Annotated in this window: 16 protein-coding genes and 1 tRNA gene; 8 read left to right on the top strand and 9 right to left on the bottom strand. The window is 65.1% G+C overall.

Annotated features, from left to right (window positions below):
• Positions 1 to 442: 442 nt before the first annotated feature.
• The 3 genes from PE058_RS08735 to recJ all read right to left on the bottom strand — a co-directional run bounded on the left by PE058_RS08735 (position 443) and on the right by recJ (position 4,415).
• The gene (locus PE058_RS08735; protein WP_271030358.1) at positions 443 to 2,257 is read right to left on the bottom strand and encodes a site-specific integrase; all 1,815 of its coding nucleotides are present in this window, start codon (positions 2,255 to 2,257) and stop codon (positions 443 to 445) included.
• A gap of 100 nt (positions 2,258 to 2,357) precedes the next feature.
• Positions 2,358 to 2,432 (bottom strand) — tRNA-Glu (locus PE058_RS08730).
• A gap of 123 nt (positions 2,433 to 2,555) precedes the next feature.
• Positions 2,556 to 4,415: a single-stranded-DNA-specific exonuclease RecJ gene (gene recJ, locus PE058_RS08725; RefSeq protein ID WP_271030357.1), complete on the bottom strand. Its 1,860-nt coding sequence runs from the start codon at positions 4,413 to 4,415 to the stop codon at positions 2,556 to 2,558.
• Positions 4,416 to 4,572: 157 nt separating this feature from the next.
• Between recJ and PE058_RS08720 the strand changes: the two genes are divergently transcribed.
• A complete protein-coding gene (locus PE058_RS08720) occupies positions 4,573 to 4,704 on the top strand; it encodes a hypothetical protein (RefSeq protein ID WP_020086806.1) in 132 nt (43 codons plus the stop codon).
• Between the two features lie 10 nt (positions 4,705 to 4,714).
• Here PE058_RS08720 and glpX read toward each other — a convergent pair whose 3' ends face one another.
• The 3 genes from glpX to PE058_RS08705 are packed head-to-tail and all read right to left on the bottom strand — an operon-like array spanning position 4,715 to position 8,321.
• Positions 4,715 to 5,713: a class II fructose-bisphosphatase gene (glpX, locus tag PE058_RS08715; protein WP_020086807.1), complete on the bottom strand. Its 999-nt coding sequence runs from the start codon at positions 5,711 to 5,713 to the stop codon at positions 4,715 to 4,717.
• Between the two features lie 26 nt (positions 5,714 to 5,739).
• Positions 5,740 to 7,074: a homoserine dehydrogenase gene (locus PE058_RS08710; RefSeq protein WP_271030356.1), complete on the bottom strand. Its 1,335-nt coding sequence runs from the start codon at positions 7,072 to 7,074 to the stop codon at positions 5,740 to 5,742.
• Positions 7,075 to 7,094: 20 nt separating this feature from the next.
• On the bottom strand, positions 7,095 to 8,321 hold the full coding sequence (locus PE058_RS08705; protein WP_020086809.1) for an LL-diaminopimelate aminotransferase: 1,227 nt from the start codon (positions 8,319 to 8,321) through the stop codon (positions 7,095 to 7,097).
• A gap of 286 nt (positions 8,322 to 8,607) precedes the next feature.
• On the opposite strand from PE058_RS08705, the gene PE058_RS08700 reads away from it, so the two are divergent.
• From PE058_RS08700 to PE058_RS08675, 6 genes are all read left to right on the top strand, one after another.
• A complete protein-coding gene (locus tag PE058_RS08700; protein ID WP_026868159.1) occupies positions 8,608 to 10,413 on the top strand; it encodes a PHA/PHB synthase family protein in 1,806 nt (601 codons plus the stop codon).
• Between the two features lie 137 nt (positions 10,414 to 10,550).
• On the top strand, positions 10,551 to 11,366 hold the full coding sequence (locus PE058_RS08695; RefSeq protein WP_271030355.1) for a GDSL-type esterase/lipase family protein: 816 nt from the start codon (positions 10,551 to 10,553) through the stop codon (positions 11,364 to 11,366).
• Between the two features lie 245 nt (positions 11,367 to 11,611).
• Positions 11,612 to 12,913 (top strand): chromate efflux transporter, encoded by a 1,302-nt coding sequence (gene chrA / locus PE058_RS08690; RefSeq protein WP_271030354.1) that lies wholly within the window; start codon positions 11,612 to 11,614, stop codon positions 12,911 to 12,913.
• Between the two features lie 101 nt (positions 12,914 to 13,014).
• The gene (rimO, locus tag PE058_RS08685; RefSeq protein ID WP_271030353.1) at positions 13,015 to 14,388 is read left to right on the top strand and encodes a 30S ribosomal protein S12 methylthiotransferase RimO; all 1,374 of its coding nucleotides are present in this window, start codon (positions 13,015 to 13,017) and stop codon (positions 14,386 to 14,388) included.
• A 114-nt stretch (positions 14,389 to 14,502) separates the two neighbouring features.
• Positions 14,503 to 15,264 (top strand): hypothetical protein, encoded by a 762-nt coding sequence (locus PE058_RS08680; protein ID WP_020086814.1) that lies wholly within the window; start codon positions 14,503 to 14,505, stop codon positions 15,262 to 15,264.
• A 105-nt stretch (positions 15,265 to 15,369) separates the two neighbouring features.
• Entirely contained in the window at positions 15,370 to 17,550 is a 2,181-nt protein-coding gene (locus tag PE058_RS08675; RefSeq protein ID WP_271030352.1) for a CHASE2 domain-containing protein, read from the top strand.
• A gap of 325 nt (positions 17,551 to 17,875) precedes the next feature.
• On the opposite strand, the gene PE058_RS08670 is transcribed toward PE058_RS08675, so the two are convergent.
• Positions 17,876 to 18,847, bottom strand: coding sequence for a FecR family protein (locus tag PE058_RS08670; RefSeq protein WP_271030351.1), 972 nt, complete (start codon positions 18,845 to 18,847; stop codon positions 17,876 to 17,878).
• A 186-nt stretch (positions 18,848 to 19,033) separates the two neighbouring features.
• Complete coding sequence (locus PE058_RS08665; RefSeq protein WP_020086817.1) at positions 19,034 to 19,945, bottom strand: cation diffusion facilitator family transporter; 912 nt, start codon at positions 19,943 to 19,945, stop codon at positions 19,034 to 19,036.
• 267 nt (positions 19,946 to 20,212) lie between these two features.
• Between PE058_RS08665 and PE058_RS08660 the strand changes: the two genes are divergently transcribed.
• A complete protein-coding gene (locus PE058_RS08660; protein ID WP_051113852.1) occupies positions 20,213 to 21,031 on the top strand; it encodes a metal-dependent hydrolase in 819 nt (272 codons plus the stop codon).
• 72 nt (positions 21,032 to 21,103) lie between these two features.
• Here PE058_RS08660 and PE058_RS08655 read toward each other — a convergent pair whose 3' ends face one another.
• Positions 21,104 to 21,742 carry a TetR/AcrR family transcriptional regulator gene (locus tag PE058_RS08655; protein ID WP_020086819.1) on the bottom strand — a complete coding sequence of 213 codons (639 nt, stop codon included), beginning with the start codon at positions 21,740 to 21,742 and terminating at the stop codon, positions 21,104 to 21,106.
• Positions 21,743 to 21,794 lie beyond the last annotated feature (52 nt).

Raw genomic sequence — 21,794 nt, 5'->3', positions numbered from 1 at the left:
CACCTTAAACAGCCTGAGGAGCACAATAGAACCCGGTAGGGGGCTCCTCAGGCACCCTAAAAGGCAACCTAGCTGGCGGTCCTTCTTAGGAGCCATGGTCGTGGGGTGGCACCTATCTTAGCTCCTTCACTAATCATACTTCCACTCCTTCCCTCCACTAACAGGACCGGTAAGAGCGTGGTCGACGCCCCTCCTTATCGGTCCCGTATGGCAGATGCGGCATGATCGGGCAGCTCGGTCTGCTAGCAGACACCTCTCCGATCGAGCCCTGACTGAGTCAGCCTGTCGCAGCCGGTCACAGGCCCCATATTGAGTCGTACAGGCCCGTCGCGCCTGAGCGGCTGTGTGGGTTGGCAATCTCAAACCGCCGTGCATTGCCCCTCCAAGGCCCGCGCCGAGCCATCCAAACTCGCTCTCCGCAGCCAGCCGAAGTGACGCAACATCATTGCAAGTGCTCGGATGAATAAAGGTGGATTAGAGAGAACCCTGGGTACTCCACCTTCGCCACGGCATCGGCAAGCCGCACCATACCAAAGCGCGACGCCTTGTCCTTGGTGCCATATCCCCGCCCAACGCCACCTCCCGCATGTCCCGTCAGAACGTCATTGATGTCTTCGCTCTCCCCGTTAGACCGAAGAGCGTCTTTGAAGTTGTGCCGGAAGGAATGAAACACGGGACCGGAGTCAGATATGCCGATCCTAGTCAGGTAGCGGCCGAACCACTTCGACCAATTGTCTGCAAACCCATCCCGCGCTCCCTTCTCTAGCAGCGGGAAGATCGGAGCCCGCAGACCGTCCTTACGTCGGCTGGCGACTACATCAAGAAACCCGAGGCTAACCAACTCAGGGTGAACGGGCACAATGCGTCGTGACGATTTGGTCTTGAGACGAGCGCCCCGCTCTCGGTCTTCTTTGATCTCGATATAGTCGATACCGGTGCGCTCATCCTTTTGCACATCGTCGGCCGTCAACGGTGCAAGCTCGCCCTGCCGAGCACCTGTAAAAAGCGCAAGCAAGGGCAGCCAGTACGCCGCCTCGCCGCACCCTGCCTCAGGTCGATAGCTCTCAGTAAACACAGGCGACCCGAATAGAAGTTTGAGTTCGCCGACCTTCCAAGGCTCGCGGTCGGGTTCCGGCTCTTCTAAGCGCATCCTCGCGAACGGGTCCGCCCACGGTCGGTCATCCGACGTGAAGCCGTTGTCATGCGACCATACAGCGATAGCTTGTACCCCACCCAGCATCTTGTTGATGGACGTGGGTTGAAGACGAGGTGCGTCTGGGTGCTTCGATGACCAATCCACTAGGGCTGGAAGATCAGCAGTCCTCAGCGGGCCAGATCGCCTTACCGGAATCATTTGCAGCGCTTCGCGGTACGCGCGGACGTGGCTACGCCGGATGTCTTCGATCCGAAGATCACCATGCTGCTCGATGAATCGTCGAACGGCATTCCGAAATTCACGGTCGGTACTTTGCGTTGGGTTCTTCGCCTTCTTCCATCCTTCGTACGCCGCGCCCAACGTGTCCGTGCCCGAAGGGCGCACCGCGGCCTCGATATCTTGGGGAGGCTCTACGATCCTTGGGGTTTCTACGACCTCGCCAGCATTGCGCTTGCCTATTGCCTCAAGGTGCTGAACGTAGCGCTTGAGCACGGCCATCCCCAGCGCCTTGTATGCCTCCGATCTCGGATCTAGGGCACACCGGAAGATCTCCATGAGTTCGTTTAGGTCTTCCTCGACGAACGTGATGTCTCCTCGCGCCAAGGCGGCTCTTGCCTCGGGGACCACGTAATCCACGGTATCCTGATGCTTCTTAAGCTCACGCTCGCTCATTCCGAAGGCGGGCAGTGGCTCGGGCTTAAACATCGTCGTCGCCTGAATGCCGAGGTCAGCGAGCTGTGTGGCAACATCCTGATAGACCTGCTCCGAGCCGGTCCCGCTGCGGCGGAGTTCGTCATCCTCGGCCAACAAGGACGCGTAGTGGTAGTCCGCCATCACCGCGATTTCACTGGCGCTGAGGCTTTCGCGCTTCGGGATGGGGCTCACAAGCGCCGACGCCCTCCCAAGCAAAGCGTCGAACTCCATCATGATCGGCTTAGCTGCCGTGTTGGCTATGCGCAGGTCTTTCGTGCCTAGAGAACGCTGCAGCCATGACACGCGCTCGCGACCATCCGCGAGCACCCTCGCTACCGCTTCTTCATGCCCAGCTGGCACCTTCTTCCGCACGACGTAGGTGCCGTTGCGGTTCTTCACCACACCCATGATTGCTCGCATGATTGATACCACCCATTGATACCACCTGGGCGACTGCAAGCCACTGATTTTGCCGGATTACTGCGATCTCAACACGTTAGGTTGAGACTGGCGGTCCCTACGGGAGTCGAACCCGTCTTTTCAGATTGAAAATCTGACGTCCTAACCGATAGACGAAGGGACCGTTCTCGCGGCGGACAGCGTCAGCCAACGGCAGCCGGTGGTATAGGGAGGTTTGCCGCAAGACGCAAGCGCTGCCCTGTCGCTCCGCTCCGGCGCGCCATTTTCGCGCACAGCCGCCTGGAAATTAAGGCTTTTGCTTCCGCGGATCGGCCGCATCCTCGATCTGCAGCTCGATGCGGTTCCGCCCGCCCCAGGTATCGCGCCTGAGTTGTCCTGCCACATGAACGGGGAGCCCGCCCGCCGCCTCCATGAGAAGGTCACCGAGCGGCTGTCCCGCGGCCCGGAAGGCCACAGCATCGAGACGCGAACCGTCGCCCGCTTCCAGCACACAGCGGATGTGGGCTGTCCCGACCGGCTTCGCGAACTTCACCCGATGCGCCGGAAACGCAAAGCGCGGCTGCGGATTGCCCTGGCCGTAGGGACCGGCCCTGCCGAGGAGATCCACGAGCGCGTCCGTTGCCGCCGAAGGCGTCAGCGCGCCGTCGATGGCAAGGGACGCGCGCTCGGCGAGACGCGCCGCCGACCCCGCGAGCTCCGCCGCGAAGAAAGCCTTGAGAGCGTCGAGCTTGGCGTGGTCCACAGTCAGGCCCGCCGCCATGGCGTGCCCGCCGCCCTTGAGCAGATGCCCTGCCGCAACCGCGTGACGGACCGCGGCGCCGATGTCGATGCCGGAGACGGAGCGAAGCGAGCCCGTCCCCGTCATCGCGCCTGTTGCGCCGTCCTTGTCCCACGAGATCACGCAGGATGGCCGCTTGAAGCGTTCCGTGAGGCGGCTCGCGATCAGGCCGACGACGCCCCGATGCCAGTCGGGCGATCCGACCAGGAGAACACCGAGATCGGGCGTCTCCTCGAGCATACGGTCGGCCGCCGCGGTGGCTTCCTCGAGTGCGGCCTGCTCGATCTCCTTGCGCTCCTTGTTGAGGCGGTCGAGCACCGCGGCGATGCGCACGGCCTCTCCCTCGTTCTCGGTCGAAAGCAGCTTCGCCCCCAGCGCCGCGTCGCCGATGCGCCCGCCCGCGTTGATGCGCGGCCCCAGGATGAACCCGAGATGATAGGCGTTCGGCGCCTCGCCGAGCCCCGCCGCATCCGACAAGGCCCGCAGCCCCACGTTGTCGCGGCCCGCCATCACCGCGAGCCCTTTGGTGACGTAGGCACGGTTCAGCCCCTTGAGCGGCACCACGTCCGCCACCGTCGCCAGCGCCACGAGGTCGAGATCGCCGATGAGCTGCGGCTCGCGAACGTTCGCATAGTAGCCGCGCTTGCGAAGCTCGCGCACCGTTGCCACCAGCACCAGGAACACAACGCCCGCCGCGCAGAGATGTCCCTGCCCGGAGATGTCGTCGAGCCGGTTCGGATTGACGAGCGCGTGCACCGCGGGCAGCACCTCGTCCGCCTGATGGTGGTCGATCACCACCACGTCCACGCCCCGCTTGCCCGCGCCAGCGAGCACGTCGACGCTGGTCGTGCCGCAGTCGACCGTGACGATCAGCTTCGCGCCTTCGCCGATCAATTGCTCGAACGCCGACGCGTTGGGGCCGTAGCCTTCCGTGAGGCGGTCCGGAATATAGATGCGGCTCGGCGTGTCATGGTGGGCGAGGAAGCGCGCCATGAGCGCGGAGGAGCAGGCCCCGTCCACGTCGTAGTCGCCAAAAATGGCAACCGGCTCCCGCTTGGTGATCGCGTCCGCCAGACGGCGCGCCGCCTTATCCATGTCGGTAAGCGAGGATGGATCGGGCATCAGCACCCGGATCGTGGGGTCGAGAAACACCGGCACGTCGTCGAGACCGACCCCGCGCGCGGCCAGCACCCGCCCCAGCAGCTCGGGCAGGTTGTGCTGCTGGCTGATGGCGATGGCATCCTTGGCGCGGGCGGGCTCCAGCGTCTCGCTCCACCGGTAGCCCCGCGCCGATTGAACCACCCCCAGGAATGCCGCCTCCGCAGGCTCTACCTGCTGAGAGACGCGCGCTTTCCGAAGTGCCGTCATATCCGAGATGCCCCCGCCCGATTCGCAATAGGCAAGGCTCCCACGCCCGGCCCAGGAAGGCGATTCCCTAAGGATGTATCGTCCACAGCGGCCGCGCTTGTTCCCTCGCCGGGCTTATGGCAGAGGTGCAGAACCGTCACAGCGAAAAGGCCCCGCCATGAGCGACCCGAAAAACCTGATCATCGCGCTGCTGCTCGTCGGCATCGGCGTGCTCGGCTATCTCTATTACGACAGCCAGCGCACGGCCGTCCGCATCGACGTACCGGGCTTCAAACTCGAAGCAAAGTAGGCGGACGCCCCTAGTCGCGGCTTGCGGGCAGGCGCTGCCCGTAGTCGCGGAACTTGCTGCGGATGCGGCGCACCGTGCCGGTCTTCGAGCGCATGATCAGCGTCTCGGTCTCGGCGGTCTGGCCGCGGAATTTCACGCCATCGAGCAGCGAGCCGCTGGTCACCCCCGTCGCCGCGAAAATCACGTCCGACGAGGCCATGTCCGCGAGCGTGAACTTCTTGCGGATGTCGGTGATGCCCATCTTGTGCGCGCGCTCGCGCTCGCCATCGTTCGAGGGCATCAGCCGGCCCTGTATCTGCCCACCGATGCAGCGCAGCGCCGCGGCGGCCAGCACGCCTTCGGGGGCGCCGCCCGAGCCCATGTAGATGTCGATGCCGGTCTCTTCCGGATCGGTGGTCCAGATCACGCCCGCGATGTCTCCGTCGGGGATGAGCTGCACCGCAGCCCCGGCCTCACGCACGGCCTTGATCAGCTCCGCGTGACGGGGGCGGTCGAGAATGCAGGCGGTGATACCGCTCACCGGCACGCCCTTCGCCTTGGCGAGCGCCGCGAGGTTTTGCGGCACCGGCGCATCGAGATCGACGACGCCCTCGGGATAGCCCGGCCCGACGGCGATCTTGTTCATGTACATGTCCGGGGCGTGCAGCAGGCCGCCCCGCTCCGAGATGGCAAGCACGGCAAGCGCGTTCGGCATCAGCTTGGCGCAGATCGTGGTACCCTCGAGCGGATCGACCGCGATGTCGACCTCCGGCCCCGTACCGTTGCCGACCTCCTCGCCGATATAGAGCATCGGCGCTTCGTCCATCTCGCCTTCGCCGATGACGACGGTGCCGCGCAGAGAGACGCGCCCCAGCTCGTGGCGCATGGCGTCCACCGCGGCCTTGTCCGCCGCCTTCTCGTTGCCCCTGCCGGAGAGACGCGCCGCCGCGATGGCCGCCGCCTCCGTCACACGGGCGACCTCAAGCACCAGCATGCGGTCCAGCCCGACGTCGCCATTGTCCTTCGCCATGGAGTTCCCTTGACCCAAGTCAGCTCTCAAAGATCTTCGATGCGGATCATCTGCGGACGCTCCGTCACCTTACCATCCTTCTCGATGGCTCGGAGCGCCTTGCGCATTGCATCCTCGGTTGTGTCGTGCGTGATGAGTATAACATTGACGGCCGGCTCCGCCGCGCCGGGCGGCGGCTCCCAGGCCTGGCCCGGATGCACCGCGCCGGGCCGCCTCTGAACGATGCTCTCAAGCGACACGTTCTCGTCGCTCATGCGCTTGGTGATGGCCGCCATGGCACCCGGCCGGTCATAAACCGAAAGGCGCACGTAATAGTTGCCCTGGTGCGCTTTGAGATTGAGCTTCCTGGCGGATTCCAGCGCGGCCGTGGGCCGGATGAACGGCGGCATCACGAGACCGCGCGCGATGTCCACGATGTCGCTCGCGACCGCGGAGGCCGTGGGCTTCGCGCCCGCCCCGGGACCGACGAGCAGAAGGTTACCCGCGAAGTCGCCGTCGATGCCGACGCAGTTGGTAACGCCCGAGACTTCCGCGAGCGCGGATTCTTCCGCCACCAGCACCGGCGTCACGCGCGCCTCGATCCCATGCGCAGTCTCGACTGCGACGCCGAGTAGCTTGATGCAGTAGCCGAGCTCCGTCGCCGCCTCGATGTCGGCGGAGGTGATGTGCTGGATGCCTTCCACGTGGATCTGGTCGAAAGCGAGTGTCGTGCCGAAGGCGAGGCAGGTGAGAAGCGAGAGCTTGTGCGCGGCATCGAAACCGCCGATGTCGAACGACGGATCGGCCTCCGCGTAGCCGCGCTCCTGCGCTTCCTTGAGCGCATCGGCGAAGGCCCGCTTCTCGTCCGTCATCTTCGAGAGAATGAAATTGCAGGTGCCGTTCAGGATGCCGTAGACGCGCCGCACCTCGTTGGCCGCAAGCGCCTCGCGCAGCATCTTGATGATCGGAATGCCGCCAGCGACAGCCGCCTCGAAATTGAGGGCGACGCCGTTCTCTTCGGCAAGGCGGGCCAGCGCGACGCCATGCTTGGCGAGCAGCGCCTTGTTGGCCGTCACCACGTGCTTCTTGGCTTTGAGCGCGGCCTCGACAGCCGCCTTTGCCACACCGTCCTCGCCGCCGATCAGCTCGACGAACACCGCGATCGACGGGTCCTTCGCCAGCGCCACCGGATCGTCGAACCAGCGGGCATCCCCCAGTCCCTCGCCCCGCTCCTTGCTGCGCGAGCGCGCCGAAACGCCGGCCACCGTGATCCGGCGGCCCAGCATCTTCTCGAGGCGCGGCGCATGGGCCGAAAGCAGTTGAATGAGGCCCATTCCGACGGTGCCGAGTCCGGCAACGCCGAGGGTCAAAGGCTCTGACATGGCTGGTTAATCTGAAACGACTAGCGGCTGGCTTTTTGCTGAATTGGGATGACGTTATGCAGTGTTTCAGGTGTTTGAGCCAGGAACTTCTTGATGGAGCGGGCCGCCTGCCGGATACGGTGCTCGTTCTCGACCAGGGCGATGCGCACATACCCCTCGCCGTACTCGCCGAAGCCGAGGCCGGGCGAAACGGCAACATCCGCCTTTTCAATCAAGAGCTTAGCGAACTCCACCGAGCCGAGCGCGCGGAACGGCTCGGGGATGGGGCACCAGGCGAACATGGTGGCCGGCGGAGGAGGAACCGGGAAGCCTGCACGGCCGAAGCTCTCCACCAGGCAGTCCCGGCGGCTCTTGTAGGTCTTGCGGATCTCCTCGACGCAGTCCTGCGGCCCATTGAGGGCTGCGGCCGCCGCCACCTGGATGGGCGTGAACGCACCGTAGTCGAGATAGGATTTGACGCGGGCGAGCGCACCGATCAGCCGCTCGTTGCCGACGGCGAAGCCCATGCGCCAGCCGGGCATGTTGTAGGTCTTGGAGAGCGACGTAAACTCGACGGTGATGTCCATCGCGCCCGGCACCTCCAGCACCGAAGGGGGCGGATTGTCGTCGAAGTAGATCTCCGAATAGGCGAGGTCGGAGAGGATGATCAGGTCGAGCTTCTTCGCGAGCGCAACCGCCTCCTTGTAGAAAGCGAGATCGGCCGTCATCGCCGTCGGGTTAGACGGATAGGACAGCACCACGGCGAGCGGCTTCGGAATCGAATGGCGCACGGCATGATCGACCGCGCGCAGGAAATCGTCGCCGTTCCCGGCCGGCACGTGCCGTAGCACCGCGCCCGAGATCAGAAAACCGAACTCGTGAATGGGATAGGTGGGATTGGGGACGATGATCACGTCACCCGGCGCAGAGATCGCCTGCGCCATGTTGGCGAAGCCTTCCTTGGAGCCGAGCGTCGCGACCACCTGCGTCTCCGGATCGAGCTTCACCCCGAACCGGCGCTCGTAGTAGGCGGCCTGAGCGCGGCGCAGACCAGGAATACCCTTCGACGCCGAGTAGCGGTGGGTCCGGGGCTTCGCCACGGTCTCGACGAGCTTCTCGACGATGTGCTGCGGCGTCGGCAGATCGGGGTTGCCCATGCCGAGGTCGATGATGTCCGCCCCGCGCGCTCGCGCCGACGCCTTGAGGCGGTTCACTTCGGCAAAAACATAAGGCGGCAAGCGCTTGATGCGGTGGAAGTCGTCGATCACGAGATCATCTCTTGGCTTGTTGCGGCACGCGCACGACAGCCGGTCCTGGGGCAGCGTATCGCACGCGGCGGTCGTCCGAGCACATGGTCATCCGGGCGCACGACGGTCACCCGCCATCCGGCCAGGAAACCGCGGGGCTCCAGCTCCCTGTATTTACGCTGAGCCGGGCATAAACGTCCAGAGGCAGGGGCCGGGAGGCCCTGGAGCTGTGCACATCTCGCCCGTTTTGCGCGTACTCCTTTCATCCTACTAGGCGTTGTCACATGGACCTCTTATCTTGGTGGCCATGACCCAAGACACTACCTCGCCCACTACTCCCTACCGGATCGAAAACCCCGAGGAGTTCGCGCGCAACATGTTGCGCCTTTTCGAGGAGGGCGGGCGCGCAATGGCCGAGTTCCTCGAGCGGCCTGACGCCAAGATCAGCCCTTTCTCGGCGGCGAGCGAGGTCAACGAGGCGACCAAGACTCTGGCCGACATCGCCCGCCTCTGGCTCACGGACCCGAGCAAGCTGGCCGAAGCCCAGACCGCGCTCGTCACCTCTTATCTCGATCTCTGGAACAACTCGATCCGCCGCCTCCTGGGCGAGAAGGTCGATCCGGTGGCCGAGCCGGAGCCATCCGACAATCGCTTCAAGGACCCCGAGTGGTCCTCGAACCCCTACTTCGATTTCTGGAAGCAGGCCTATCTGCTCACGACCCATTGGGCCGAGGATGTGCTTCAGCAGACCGAGGGGCTGGACGAGCAGGAGCGCCACAAGGCCGAGTTCTATCTGCGCCAGCTCTCGAGCGCGCTCTCTCCCTCCAACTTCCCGATGACCAATCCGGAAGTCGTCCGCGAGACTTTTGCCACCAACGCGCAGAACCTCGTGCAGGGCATGGCCCACCTGGTGCACGACATGGAGAAGTCCGGCGATCTGCTCAAGATCAGCCAGACGGACACCACCGCGTTCGAGGTCGGCAAGAACCTGGCCACCACGCCCGGCAAGGTGGTGTTCCAGAACGACGTATTCCAGCTCATCCAGTACGCGCCGAGCACCGACAAGGTGCGCGAGGTTCCGCTGCTCGTGGTGCCGCCCTGGATCAACAAATACTACATCCTCGATCTCACGCCGCCGAAGAGCCTTCTGAAGTACGCGGTCGATCAGGGCTTCACGGTCTTCGTCGTGTCCTGGGTGAATCCGGACGAGCGCCTCGCGCACAAGACCTTCGAGGACTACATGCTCGAAGGCATTCTTGCTGCCGCCGATGCCGTGAAGCGCGAAACCGCCGTCGAGAAAATCAATGTGGTGGGCTACTGCGTGGGCGGCACTCTGCTCGGCTCAACGCTCGCCTATCTCGCCGCCCGCGGCGAGGAGCCGTTCCGCTCGGTGACGTTCCTCACCACGCAGCTCGACTTTTCGAAGGCGGGAGACTTGCTGCTCTTCACCAACGACAGCCAGCTCACCAGCCTGCAGGAGATGATGGCCGAGCGCGGCTTCCTCGATGGCTCGCGCATGGCCAACGTCTTCAACATGATGCGGCCGCGCGACCTCATCTGGCCGTACATCGTCAACAACTATCTGCTCGGCAAGAAGCCGTTCCCGTTCGACCTGCTCTACTGGAACCAGGACTCGACGCGCATGGCCGCCGCCAACCACGCCTTCTACCTGCGCGAGTTTTACAACGAGAACAAGCTTGCCAAGGGTGAGATGACACTCGCCGGCGTAAAGCTCGACCTCAAGAAGGTGAAGCTGCCTGTCTTCGAGCTGGCGACCAAGGAAGACCACATCGCACCCGCCAAGTCCGTGTTCATCGGCTCGAAACTGCTCGGCGGCCCGGTCGAGTTCGTGCTGGCGGGCTCGGGCCACATCGCCGGTGTTGTCAATCCGCCCGACAAGATGAAGTACCAGTACTGGACCGCCAACAAGGCGGCGGCCGATACGCTCGACGAGTGGGTCCGCATGGCCAAGGAGCATCCCGGCTCCTGGTGGCCGTACTGGGTCGAGTGGCTGACCAAGTACTCCGGCGACTGGACGGCTCCCCGCGAGCCCGGCGAAAACCTCGGCGTCATCGAGGACGCGCCCGGCACCTTTGCCAGAACCAAATCGTGAGCCGGTGAGGCGCCGGGATTAACCCCAGCCCGCGCCTTAAGGTGCCAAAACCGTGTCCGCGTGCTTGTCTCCGTGTGGAGACTGTCGACCGCGTCTCACTGCCAGGGTTCGCGGCGCGGGCGAGTCCGGGCCACGCCATGATCATCCGCACCCGCACACAAGCACGCATCCCCCCATCCGCTGCGCGGTTTTGCCTGCACGGGGCCGCGTGGGCCGTCGCCTGCCTCCTCGTGTTCGCCTCGCACGCGCTCGCCGATACCGCCGCGTCCGCCACCGCTCCTCAATCCGGCACGCGACCGATCTACGTCCTGCCGTTGGGCGACTCGATCACTCAGGGCGGCCGAAACGACCGGCCCGAATACACCTACCGCTATCCCCTCTATTACATGCTGAAGGACGCCGGATACCCGGTAGACTTCATCGGCTCGCTTCACGCCGGTCTCAACGCGGACGCCGTCTGGCCCGACAAGAACGGCGTGCCGTTCGACCTCGACCATGAAGGCCATTACGGCTGGACCACGTCGGAGGTGCGCGACAACCTCAAAGGCTGGATGACCACCTATCCGGCCGCGCCCGACATCGCCCTCATTCACCTCGGCAGCAATGACGAGCACGCCTGGAGCTACCGGCGCGCCATCATTCGCCCGCTTGAGGACATCATCGCCATGCTGCGCGAGAAGAACCCGCACGTGGTCATTCTGATCGGACACATGATCGCCAACGGCCGCAACGCGCGCGCCTCACGCCCGTTGCTGGATGAACTGGCCCAGCGGATCAGCACCGCGGACTCCCCTGTCGTCACCGTGCCCCACTTCATCGACTGGCATGAAAGACCGGGCGAGCCCGGCTCCGACACCTTCGATTGGGCGCATCCCAATCCGCAAGGCCAGCAGAAGATGGCGGACAAGTGGTTCGCCGCCATGAAGCCATTTCTCGACGGGCTGCGGAAATAGCCGCCTCCGCTGGTGTCCGTCACATCCGTGTAAAAGAACTACGACAATATTTCTGCTCGAACGGAAGTCTCGCGCCGCTCTCCTTGCGGCTTGAAGAGCGGCCGCGGGCCGCGATAATCTTGCACCGCAGACCATGGGGCTCCCACTGCGACCGCCCCGTCAGGCATTCGCCCAAGCGTCGCTCCATCGGCCGTCCGGCTGAAGGAGTACGTATGTCGAGCGAGATCCCTTCTCGAACCCATTCGATGCAGCATGAACCCGTCTCTGCGCCGTCGTTCCGAGAGGCGCTGGCCACGTTCGCGCGCATCGGCATTCTGTCCTTCGGCGGTCCATCGGCCCAGATCGCCCTGATGCATCGCGTTTTCGTGGATGAGAAACAGTGGCTCGACGAGCGCCGCTATCTCAGCGCCTTGAGCTTCTGCATGTTGCTGCCCGGCCCCGAGGCGATGCAGTTGGCCACTTACGTCGGCTGGCGGCTCCACGGCTTTGCGGGCGGGCTCGCGGCCGGCCTTTTGTTTGTGCTGCCCGGCGCGCTCATCGTTCTCGCCCTCTCGATGATCTACGCCGCGTTCGGCAACGTGCCGCTTGTGGAAGCCCTCTTCTTCGGCATCAAGGCCGCGGTCCTCGTCATCGTGATCGAAGCTCTCCTGCGCATCGCGCGGCGCGCGCTCAAGCTCAGCGTGCATTGGCTCATCGCAGGTCTCTCCTTCCTCGCGATCTTCTTCCTCGCCGCCCCCTTCCCGCTCATCGTGCTCGCCGCCGCGCTGTTCGGCTTCTTCCATGTCCCGAGCGCAATCGCGGCAGCCAAAACCGCATACGCGTCTCCTCTCATCTCCACGGCGAAGACGTTGCGCACGATCGCCCTCTGGAGCGCAATCTGGGTCGCACCCCTCGCAATCATCTCCGCCGTCTTCGGCCGCGAGCACGTGCTGTCACAGCTCGGCCTCTTCTTTTCCAAGCTCGCCGTCGTCACCTTCGGCGGCGCCTACGCCGTGCTCGCCTACATGGGGCAAGATGTCGTGACCCGCTTCGGCTGGCTCGATGCGGGCGCGATGCTCGACGGGCTGGGTCTCGCGGAAACGACGCCGGGACCGCTCATCCTCGTGACCGAGTTCGTCGGGTATCTCGCCGCCTACCGGAACGGCGGCGAGCCGCAACTCGTCATGGGGCTGCTCGGCGCCTTCGTCGCCGTGTGGGCCACCTTCGCCCCCTGCTTCCTCTGGATCTTCGCCGGCGCGCCTTACATCGACTGGATCACACACCAGCCACGCCTCGCGGGCGCGCTCACCGCCATCACGGCGGCGGTCGTGGGGGTGATCCTCAATCTCGCGGTCTGGTTCGCGCTCCACGTCTTCTTCGCCGAGGTCGATCTCGTGGAATGGGGCTACTTGAAGCTTTGGACCCCCGCGTGGACGTCGCTCGACTGGCGCGTGGTGGCCCTCTCGGCCGTCGCGGCAGTCCTGATCTTTAAGCGCCGCTGGGATATCCCGGGCGTCCTGCTCGCAACGTCGGCGCTGGCACTTTTAATCAAGGTTACAGGGGTTTAGCTGATCGGTGACCCGCCCGCGCCTGCGGCCTCTTCACCAGAGGGCTCCACAGAAACCGAACCTGTGGTAGAAGGCCGCTTTCACGCGCTTCAAGGCCTAGAATGACCGTCCGAGCCCCGGCAAATCCATCCCCTGCACCTGCCCAGCGCGAGCCGAAACCGGCCCCGAAGGTGGGCTTCGTCTCGCTCGGCTGCCCCAAGGCGCTGGTGGACAGCGAACGCATCATCACCAAGCTGCGCGCCGAAGGCTATCAGGTTGCCCCCGACTACGCGGGCGCCGACGTGGTCGTCGTCAACACCTGCGGCTTCCTGGACAGCGCCAAGCAGGAGAGCCTCGACGCCATCGGCGAGGCTATTGCCGAGAACGGGCGCGTGATCGTCACGGGTTGCATGGGCGTGGAGGAGGGTCGCATCCGCGAGGTGCACCCCGGCGTCCTCGCCGTCACCGGCCCACACCAGTACGAGCAGGTAGTCACGGCCGTGCACGATGCCGTACCGCCGCTGCACGATCCCTACGTGGACCTCGTGCCGCCCGAGGGCCTTCGTCTCACACCCCGCCACTACGCCTATCTGAAAATTTCCGAGGGCTGCAACAATCGCTGCTCCTTCTGCATCATCCCGAGCATCCGCGGCGATCTCGCGAGCCGCCCCGCCAGCCACGTGATGGCGGAAGCCGAGCGCCTCGTGAAGGCAGGCGTGAAGGAGCTGCTCGTCATCAGCCAGGACACGAGCGCCTACGGCCTCGACATCAAGTATGCCGAGAGCCAATGGAAGGGCGCGCCGCTCAAGGCGAAGTTCCTCGATCTGTCCCGCGCGCTCGGCGAGCTCGGCGTGTGGACGCGGATGCACTACGTCTACCCCTATCCGCACGTGGACGAGGTGATCCCCCTGATGGCGGAGGGCAAGATCCTCCCCTATCTCGACATCCCCTTCCAGCACGCCTCTCCGGCCGTGCTGAAGGCCATGCGCCGCCCCGCGCATCAGGAGAAGACGGCCGAACGCATCGCCAACTGGCGCAAGGTCTGCCCGGATCTCGCCGTCCGCTCCACCTTCATCGTCGGCTTCCCCGGCGAGACGGAGGAGGACTTCTCATTCCTTCTCGACTGGCTGCGAGAGGCGAAGCTGAACCGCGTCGGCTGCTTCAAGTACGAGGCGGTCTCGGGCGCCAAGGCCAACGAGCTGCAGGGCGCCGTGCCCGAAGAGGTGAAGGAGGAGCGCTGGCATCGCTTCATGGCGGCGCAGCGGGAAGTCTCGGAAGAAATCCTGGCAACGCGCGTCGGCACCACCATCGACGTCATCATCGACGAGATCGACGAGGAGGGCGCGACCGGCCGCTCGAAGTGGGACGCGCCCGAGATCGACGGCAGTGTTTTTCTCAACGGCGAGCAGAAACTGAAGCCCGGCGACATCGTGCAGGCTCACATCGACGAGGCCGACGACTACGACCTCTGGGGCACGGTCGTCCGAAACGGCTGATACGGCCTCCGTTAACTCTACTGTTGCCACATCGTCATATCCGTCAGCCTGCGTTGACAGGCTGCGGGAGCCGGTGCGACAGTTCGCCCGATAAAACGGGGAGGACGTCTCGCAATGGCAATGCCGGACCAGGCAACTGCACCCGCGCCCGCGCCGCAAGGCGCCCCGGAAATCCGCATCTACGCCCACTCTCCCATCATCTACTGGTGGGTCGTCTGGGCCTATGGCTTCTTCTGCGCAGCCCTCACCTATTTTCAGGGCGAGCGCCTCACCTTAGGCCAGAACGCAAAACCCCTCTTCATTCATACGAGCGCGTGGGTCGGCCTCTCCTTCACACTGCTCCTGCTGCTCGTGATCGTCGCCACCTCGGTGCGCGCACGCGGCGTCAACGCGCTGCTGTTGCTCCTCCTCATGGGCGGCGCCGGGGCCGCGACCTACGTCGTCATGAACACGCCCGGCCTCTGGTCGGAGCCGCCCGCGCTTCTCGTGCACATGAACCTCGCATTTTACCTGCTGGTCTCCTCGGTGCTGTTCATCGTCTGGTTCGTCATCGTCTTCATCGTCGACCGGCTGAGCTATTGGCGCGTCCGCGGCACGCAGGTGGAGCGTGTCCAGATGTTCGGAAGCGTGCTGGGCCGCGCGCCGGAAAGCTGGTCCGTCATGCACATCCGCTTGACCCGCTACAGCGACGACATCATCGCCCACAAGCTGCTGGGCCTCGGCATCCTGGGGCTCGGCACCAGCGACATCGACGCCAAGCTCTCGATCTTCGGCGGCGGCCACGAGCAGTTCCGCATCGAGAACGTCTGGCGCGCAGCGCGGCCCCTGAAGGCTGTGCAGGCAGCCATGGGTCCGAAGGCGACGGTCGTCATCTGACCGGCCGAACAGAGAGACGATACGCTCGCTGCCGAACGATGAGACGTCGCCCCGCGAGAGCCGTGGTCCGGACATGCATCCTCTGATGCAAAGGTTGAGTTGGCGATGACCCTGCGCCGTCCCTCTCTGCACGTCCTCGTCACGGCGGCCGTTCTGGGGCTCGCCGTTGCACTGCGGATCCTCGACCCGAGCCCTGTCGCACGCCTGCGCCTCTCCATCTTCGACAGCTACCTCAACCTCAAGCCGCGCGAAGCCGATCCCGCTTTCCCCGTCCGCATCGTCGACATCGACGAGGTGTCGCTCGCCGCCATCGGCCAATGGCCCTGGCCACGCTCCGAGCTTGCCCGCATCGTCGAGCGCCTCGCGGACGCCGGCGCCAAGACCGTCGCGATAGACCTTATCCTCGCCGAGCCCGATCGCCTCTCGCCCGAAGCCCTCGCCCGCCAGGCCGAGCACCGCGCCGAGCTCGCCCCCATCGTGGCGGAGCTGGCCGCGCTGCCGTCCAACGACACGCTTCTGGCCACCGCGGCGGCCCGCCTCCCCGTGGTGCTTGGCGTCGCGGGAGACGCGACGGCCAGACCCGCACCCCGGCCGCCCAAGGCACGCTTCGCGACTGCCGGCGACGACCCCGCACTCTTCGTCCCGTCGTTCGCGGGCGCCATCGAGCCGCTCGCAGCACTCGCCGCGCCAGCCGCGGGCATCGGTGCCGTCAACTGGCTGCCCGCAGCAGACCAGATCGTTCGCCAGGTTCCTCTCCTGGCCACGCTCTCCGGCACACTCTATCCCACCCTCTCGCTGGAGGCGCTCCGGACCGGCATGGGCGAGACCACGGCGTTCGTCCGATCCTCCGGCGGTAGCGGCGTGCTCGCGTTCGGCCAGCAGACCGGCGTCGAAACGGTCCGTGTCGGCGCGACCGTGCTCCCCACCGCCAGCGACGGCCAGCTCTGGCTCAACTACGCACGCCCCGATCCGCGCCGCTACGTGTCCGCCCATAAAATCCTCGACGGCAGCTTCGATCCGAACGACTTCGCCGGACGCCACGTCCTGATCGGCGCGAGCGCCACCGGCCTTCTCGATCTGAGAGCTACGCCCCTCGCCTCATCGGTGCCCGGTGTGGAAATCCACGCCCAGGCCATCGAGCAGATGCTCTCCGGCGCACACCTCACGCGCCCTGCGCTCGCCACGGGCGCCGAGATTCTGTTTCTCCTCGCGGCAGGCGCTCTCGTCGCGGGTCTCATCCGCCGCTTGGGCCCGCTCGCCGCCGCCCTCGCGGGCGTCGCCGCCATCGCCGCCGTCGCACTGGGCTCATGGCTGGCCTTCGCCGAAAGCGGCTACCTGTTCGACCCCGTCTATCCCTCCCTCTCCCTGCTCGCCGTCTATCTCTCGGGTTCTCTCCTCTCCTTCATTCGCACCGAGACCGACCGCGCCCGCGTGAAACGCGCGTTCGGGCATTACGTCGCCGCGCCCCTGGTCGAGGAACTGGCCGCCGATCCCACTCGGCTCAAGCTCGGCGGGGAGACGCGGGAGGTCACGCTGCTGTTCGCCGACGTTCGCGGCTTCTCCCGCCTCTCCGAAGGCATGGACGCGGAAACGCTCATCCGCTTCGTCAACCGCCTCTTCACCCCGCTTTCGGAGATCATCCTCGATCACCGCGGCACCATCGACAAATTCATGGGAGATGCGGTGATGGCTTTCTGGAACGCCCCGGTGCCGGATCGCGATCACGCCGCCAACGCCTGCCGTGCCGCGCTCGCCATGCAGAAAGCCATGGATCGCCTCAACCGGGAGGAGGCCGCGCGTTGCGCCGCAGCCGCCATCCCCCATCATCCGGTCCGCATCGGCATCGGCCTCAACACCGGCCCCTGCTGCGTAGGCAACGTCGGCTCGCCCCAGCGCTTCGACTATTCCGTGCTCGGCGACGCCGTGAATGTCGCCTCCCGCATCGAGGACGCGACCAAGATCTACGGCGCTCCCATCATCGCCGGCGAGCGCACCGCACGCGAGGCGGTGGGCTTTGCCTTCCTCGAGATCGAGACCGCGGCACGCCTGCGCGGGAAGGATCGCCCGGAGCGGTTGTTCGCGCTCGTGGGCGACGACACGCTGGCGGCCACACCGGACTTCAAGGCGCTCTCCGCCCGCTACGCGGCTTTGCGCGCAGCCCTCGAGAGACGAGACACCGCAACGGCCGCGAGCGAGATCGCGGCCTGCCGGACGCTCGCGAGAACCGCATCCCCGGTCTCGATCGACGCTCTGCTCGACACCTACGAGGCCGCGCTTAGGTCCTGAGAGGACGCCAATCCAGCCGGTTCGTCGCAAGACACTCCGGCCAATCCAAAAGCATGCGATCCGAGCCTTCGAGCACAGAGCGTCCCAGAAACTGGCGGTCGGTTTTTACTGAGACGTGGCTGGAGCCCGACCTGCGTCGGGCTGACGGTTCCGTGAGGATGTCGACGCGTGGGCGTCCGCCCGATGACGTCATTCCGGCGAAGGCCGGAATCCAGATACGCCTTTGAAGGCGCATCTGCCGGCAAGGAGCGGTGGGCCGCTAGAAAATACGACAAATCAAAAAAGCTGGAGCGTGCGATCCGAGTCTATCGGATCGCGGTACGCTCTAGTACTTGCCGCCGGTCCGGCCGCCCCGCATCGGGCTGTCCATGCCGCGTCCGCCGCCGCCGCCCTTGTAGCCGCCGCGCCCGATCCCGCCGCCAATCCCGATCACGATGTCCATGCCCTTGACGATGTTGCTGTCGTCATCGGAGCTGTTCTTCTTCGCCGTGCGGGTCTTCTTCGGCTTCGTCTTTGTCTCGGTCGGCGTGGTCCGCGTGCGCTCCACGCGCTTGGTGGGTTTCGTGGTCTCCGTCTTCTTCTTGGGCTTCTCGGGCGTGGGAAGGTTGCCGAGAATGATCACGTCGCGCGTGAAGACGGGATTGGGATCGATGCTTGGCGTCTTAGCGACGAACGGAAACGCCGTGTCGAATGGAACCGTATCCTTCCCCGGGAGCGACGCCCATTTGACGGGCGAGCCCACGTCCCCGTCTCCGGTGATGCGGATAAGCTTGCCGGGCTCGTTCAGCTCGCGGCATTGCCCGCGCTGATTGCAAACCTGGATCGCGCCCTCGTGCAGCAGCAGCCACGAAAGCCCATCGTCCTGCACATAGACGTCGAACACGGTGCCGCGCACGGTGATCGCGGCCGCGGGCGTCTTGATAACGTAGGTCGGCTTCTCGGCCACGCCCGTCATGAAGCGGAACGTGCCCTTCACCAGGTCGAGCACGATGGAGCCTTTCGACTTCGCGGGATCGTAGACGAACTTGTCGAGCGTGAGGTGCGAGCCGGGCCCCAGCGCCAGCTTGGTCTCGTCGTCGAGCTTGAGCTCGCTCGAGGCATCGAGGCCCACCTCGATGGTCTCGTCCTGGTTGACGCGGTCTCCGGTGCTCAGCGTGCGCGTATCGCGATTGAAGGCCGCTGTCACCAGATTGACTACCGACAAGGTGGAGCCGATCGGTTCCTGAGGCGCGGCGTTGACGATGGAGACGGAGCAGAACAGCAGCAACAGGCTTGCGGCAAATGGGCGGAGTGTCATGACGGCCATCTTTCTTTTTGGCTCATGCCTCCATGGGTCTGGTGTGCGGCAGACCCGATCGGCGCGGCCCGAATGAAGCGGCGTGACGCATATCCCATCATATCAGATGGCGCGCTCCGCTCGAAAGGGCCCTACACTGCACCGCGATGGGTGATCAATTAGGGCAGATGGCCAAAATCCCGCGCGTCAGAGCGGAATCGTACCCTTGGAATGATCCTTGGCCTTATGCTCAGGCTCGACGTGAATGACCACCTCCGAGCCTTCGATCTCCGCCTCGATCTCGGCTTCGAGCCTGTCGCAGATCTCGTGTGCCGCGTGCACCGTCATGCTGCCGGGCACGACAAGATGGAACTCGATGAAGATGGCACGCCCCGCCTGCCGGGTACGCACGTCGTGGGCTTCCAGCGCGCCGTTCCCGCTCCGCTTGATCGCGGCGCGAATGCGCGCCTCGATATCGCCATCCGCCGCCTCGTCCAGTAGTCCGCTCATGGAGGTCACGGCGATCTTGGATCCGCTCCAGAGAATGTAGGCGGCCACAGCCACCGCAAGCAGCGGATCGAGCACCTTGAGACCCGTGGCCCAGGCCAGCAGCAGCCCGGCGACCACGCCTGCCGAGGTCATCACGTCCGTAAGGAGATGCCACCCGTCCGCAACCAGCGCCGGCGAGCGCAAGGCCCTTCCGCGCCGGATCAGAAAGGCGGACCACCCGCCGTTCCCGGCCGTCGCGAGGACACTGAGCAGCGCACCGTAGCCAAACTCGGAGATCTCGCGCGGCCTCAGGAACGCGTCGTAGGCCTCGCGCATGATGAGGATGGCCGCAACGACGATGAGAACCCCTTCGAGCACCGCCGAGAGATACTCGGCCTTGTGATGGCCGAACGGGTGGTTCTTGTCGGCGGGACGCGAGCTTATGTTGATCGCGAGCAGCGCCGCGACCGCAGTGACGAGGTTGACGATGCTCTCGAGCGCATCCGAGTAGAGCGCGACACTGCCCGTCACCCGGTAGGCGGCGTACTTGAGCCCCATGACGGCCAGAGCCACGAAAATGCTGGCGAAGCCGATCAGGTGAACTGTTTTCGTCGTGCGCAGGTCCGCCACCGCAAGTCCCGTCGTCCAAGCTTATGATAGGATTGCGCGATTGCGCGCAGCTGAGGCTTCTCCTGCCAGAGTTGGAAGCCGAGCGCCACCCCTCACGTCCTGCGGCGTCTCAGCGCCCTTCTCCGGGGGAACGGCGCGAACGCGTGTTATCCACACCGATTGCACCGCCCAAGCTCCCTCCTGGTGCGCGAATCTGGTCCGAAGGCATGGGATGAGCGCCGCGGGGTGCAAGCCGGCGCATGGCTTCGGATCGAGGAGCGCTTCGCCATGGCTAATTTCACGACACACATCGCGGCAGGAACCATCGTCGCTGGCGCGCTGGCTACGCTGACACTGGCCGCAGACGTCATCGCGCCCGACAACCTGATCGCGGTCACGATGGCGGGCGTGCTGGGCTCGGTGCTGCCCGACATCGATCTCAAGGACAGCCGGCCCAGCCGTGCGATGTTCTCCGGCCTCGGCATCTTCTTCTCGTTCGCGGTGCTGTTTTCGGCTGCGGGCCGCTTCTCGATCGCGGAACTCTGGATCCTGTGGCTCGGCACCCTGGTGCTGATACGCTACGGGCTGCACACCGCCTTCCATAATCTCGCCGTCCATCGCGGCATTTGGCATTCCATCATAGCCGCCCTGTTCTGCTCGGCGGCCACCGCCGTCGTCTTCGGCCACGTCCTCGACAGACATGCCGGCGTCGCCTGGCTCGCGGGCGGCTTCATGTTCGTGGGCTACCTCGTGCACCTCACCCTCGACGAGATCTATTCCGTCGACGTGATGGACACGCGCATCAAGTCCTCCTTCGGAACGGCTCTCAAGTTCGTGGACCGCCGCTACCCCTACGCGACGGCCGGCATGGCCACGGCCTTGGCGCTCGCCGTCTGGCTCGCCCCTTCCCCCAGCGCATTCGTCTCGGGCCTCTCCTCGCGCGATATGTGGGCGGGGCTCAACGAGCGCATGCTGCCCAAGGAGAGCTGGTTCGGCTTGGTGAAGGTGCCGAGCTATATCGCCGCCACGCCGCCAGCGTCCGACATCACGACGGGCGCGATTCCGGCCGCGCCCACGCAGAAGGAAGCCCCCAAGACGACGCCCTAGAGGTGACGCTGGGTAGCAGCCAAGAAGCGAGACGCGGGATCATCGACGCGCGCGAGTTGAGCGAGCGAAGCGCTAGGCGTGCCGGGCTTCGCCGCCTTCACGGTGACTACGCTGCTGCGCCTCGAACCCTACGAGATAGTTCCGCACGAGATCGTCCATCAGCACGCTCGCGTCGTCTGCCGCAATGATCGAGAGCTTGTCCGCGGCCGACAGAGACGAGATCCCGTGCATGCCCGCCCATAGCACGCGCGCCGCACGGCGCACCTCTTCGGGGCTGAGCCCTTCGGAGAGAGGAAGCAAGGCGTCCTCCACCTTCCCCATCAGCGCTTCGAGCTTCTGGCGATACCAGTCCGGCACGGTCCGGGAGGACGGGATGTGGTGCTCGAACAGAAGGTTCCAGAGATTGGGATCTCGCGCCGCGAACGCCAGATAGCAATTGGCGATCTGGTGAACCCGCTCGCGCGGATCACCGCCCTGCGGCACCGATGCCAGAGCGTGCAGCAAGCCGTCGAGCAGGCGTCCCTCGATGGTGAGAACGAGATCGTCCAGGTTCTCGAAGGAATTGTAGAGCGTGCCCGGCGAGTAATTGATGCGCCGGGCAATTTCTCGGGCTGAAAGCCCGCCGAGTCCAGACTGCTGGATCAGCTCGGTTGATGCCCCGATGATCAATTCCCTCAGCTCTTCTGCGGTGTGAAGCGATCGACGGCCCATGGAGGTTCTCTCGCGCATGAAGACCAGAACGATAGGGTGCCATCGAAAACCA

It is taken from the genome of Hyphomicrobium sp. DMF-1, from assembly GCF_027886585.1.
Taxonomy (GTDB): domain Bacteria; phylum Pseudomonadota; class Alphaproteobacteria; order Rhizobiales; family Hyphomicrobiaceae; genus Hyphomicrobium_C; species Hyphomicrobium_C zavarzinii.
The sequence above is the reverse complement of the archived record's forward strand: the minus strand, read 5'-3'. Positions and strand labels throughout refer to the sequence as shown.

Excerpts from the sequence above, each read along its gene's own strand:
- PE058_RS08735 (WP_271030358.1), bottom strand. The coding sequence starts at position 2,257 with ATGGGTGTGGTGAAGAACCGCAACGGCACCTACGTCGTGCGGAAGAAG.
- recJ (WP_271030357.1), bottom strand. The coding sequence starts at position 4,415 with ATGACGGCACTTCGGAAAGCGCGCGTCTCTCAGCAGGTAGAGCCTGCG.
- PE058_RS08720 (WP_020086806.1), top strand. The coding sequence starts at position 4,573 with ATGAGCGACCCGAAAAACCTGATCATCGCGCTGCTGCTCGTCGGCATC.
- glpX (WP_020086807.1), bottom strand. The coding sequence starts at position 5,713 with ATGGCGAAGGACAATGGCGACGTCGGGCTGGACCGCATGCTGGTGCTT.
- PE058_RS08710 (WP_271030356.1), bottom strand. The coding sequence starts at position 7,074 with ATGTCAGAGCCTTTGACCCTCGGCGTTGCCGGACTCGGCACCGTCGGA.
- PE058_RS08700 (WP_026868159.1), top strand. The coding sequence starts at position 8,608 with ATGACCCAAGACACTACCTCGCCCACTACTCCCTACCGGATCGAAAAC.
- PE058_RS08695 (WP_271030355.1), top strand. The coding sequence starts at position 10,551 with ATGATCATCCGCACCCGCACACAAGCACGCATCCCCCCATCCGCTGCG.
- chrA (WP_271030354.1), top strand. The coding sequence starts at position 11,612 with ATGCAGCATGAACCCGTCTCTGCGCCGTCGTTCCGAGAGGCGCTGGCC.
- rimO (WP_271030353.1), top strand. The coding sequence starts at position 13,015 with ATGACCGTCCGAGCCCCGGCAAATCCATCCCCTGCACCTGCCCAGCGC.
- PE058_RS08680 (WP_020086814.1), top strand. The coding sequence starts at position 14,503 with ATGGCAATGCCGGACCAGGCAACTGCACCCGCGCCCGCGCCGCAAGGC.
- PE058_RS08675 (WP_271030352.1), top strand. The coding sequence starts at position 15,370 with ATGACCCTGCGCCGTCCCTCTCTGCACGTCCTCGTCACGGCGGCCGTT.
- PE058_RS08670 (WP_271030351.1), bottom strand. The coding sequence starts at position 18,847 with ATGACACTCCGCCCATTTGCCGCAAGCCTGTTGCTGCTGTTCTGCTCC.
- PE058_RS08660 (WP_051113852.1), top strand. The coding sequence starts at position 20,213 with ATGGCTAATTTCACGACACACATCGCGGCAGGAACCATCGTCGCTGGC.
- PE058_RS08655 (WP_020086819.1), bottom strand. The coding sequence starts at position 21,742 with ATGGGCCGTCGATCGCTTCACACCGCAGAAGAGCTGAGGGAATTGATC.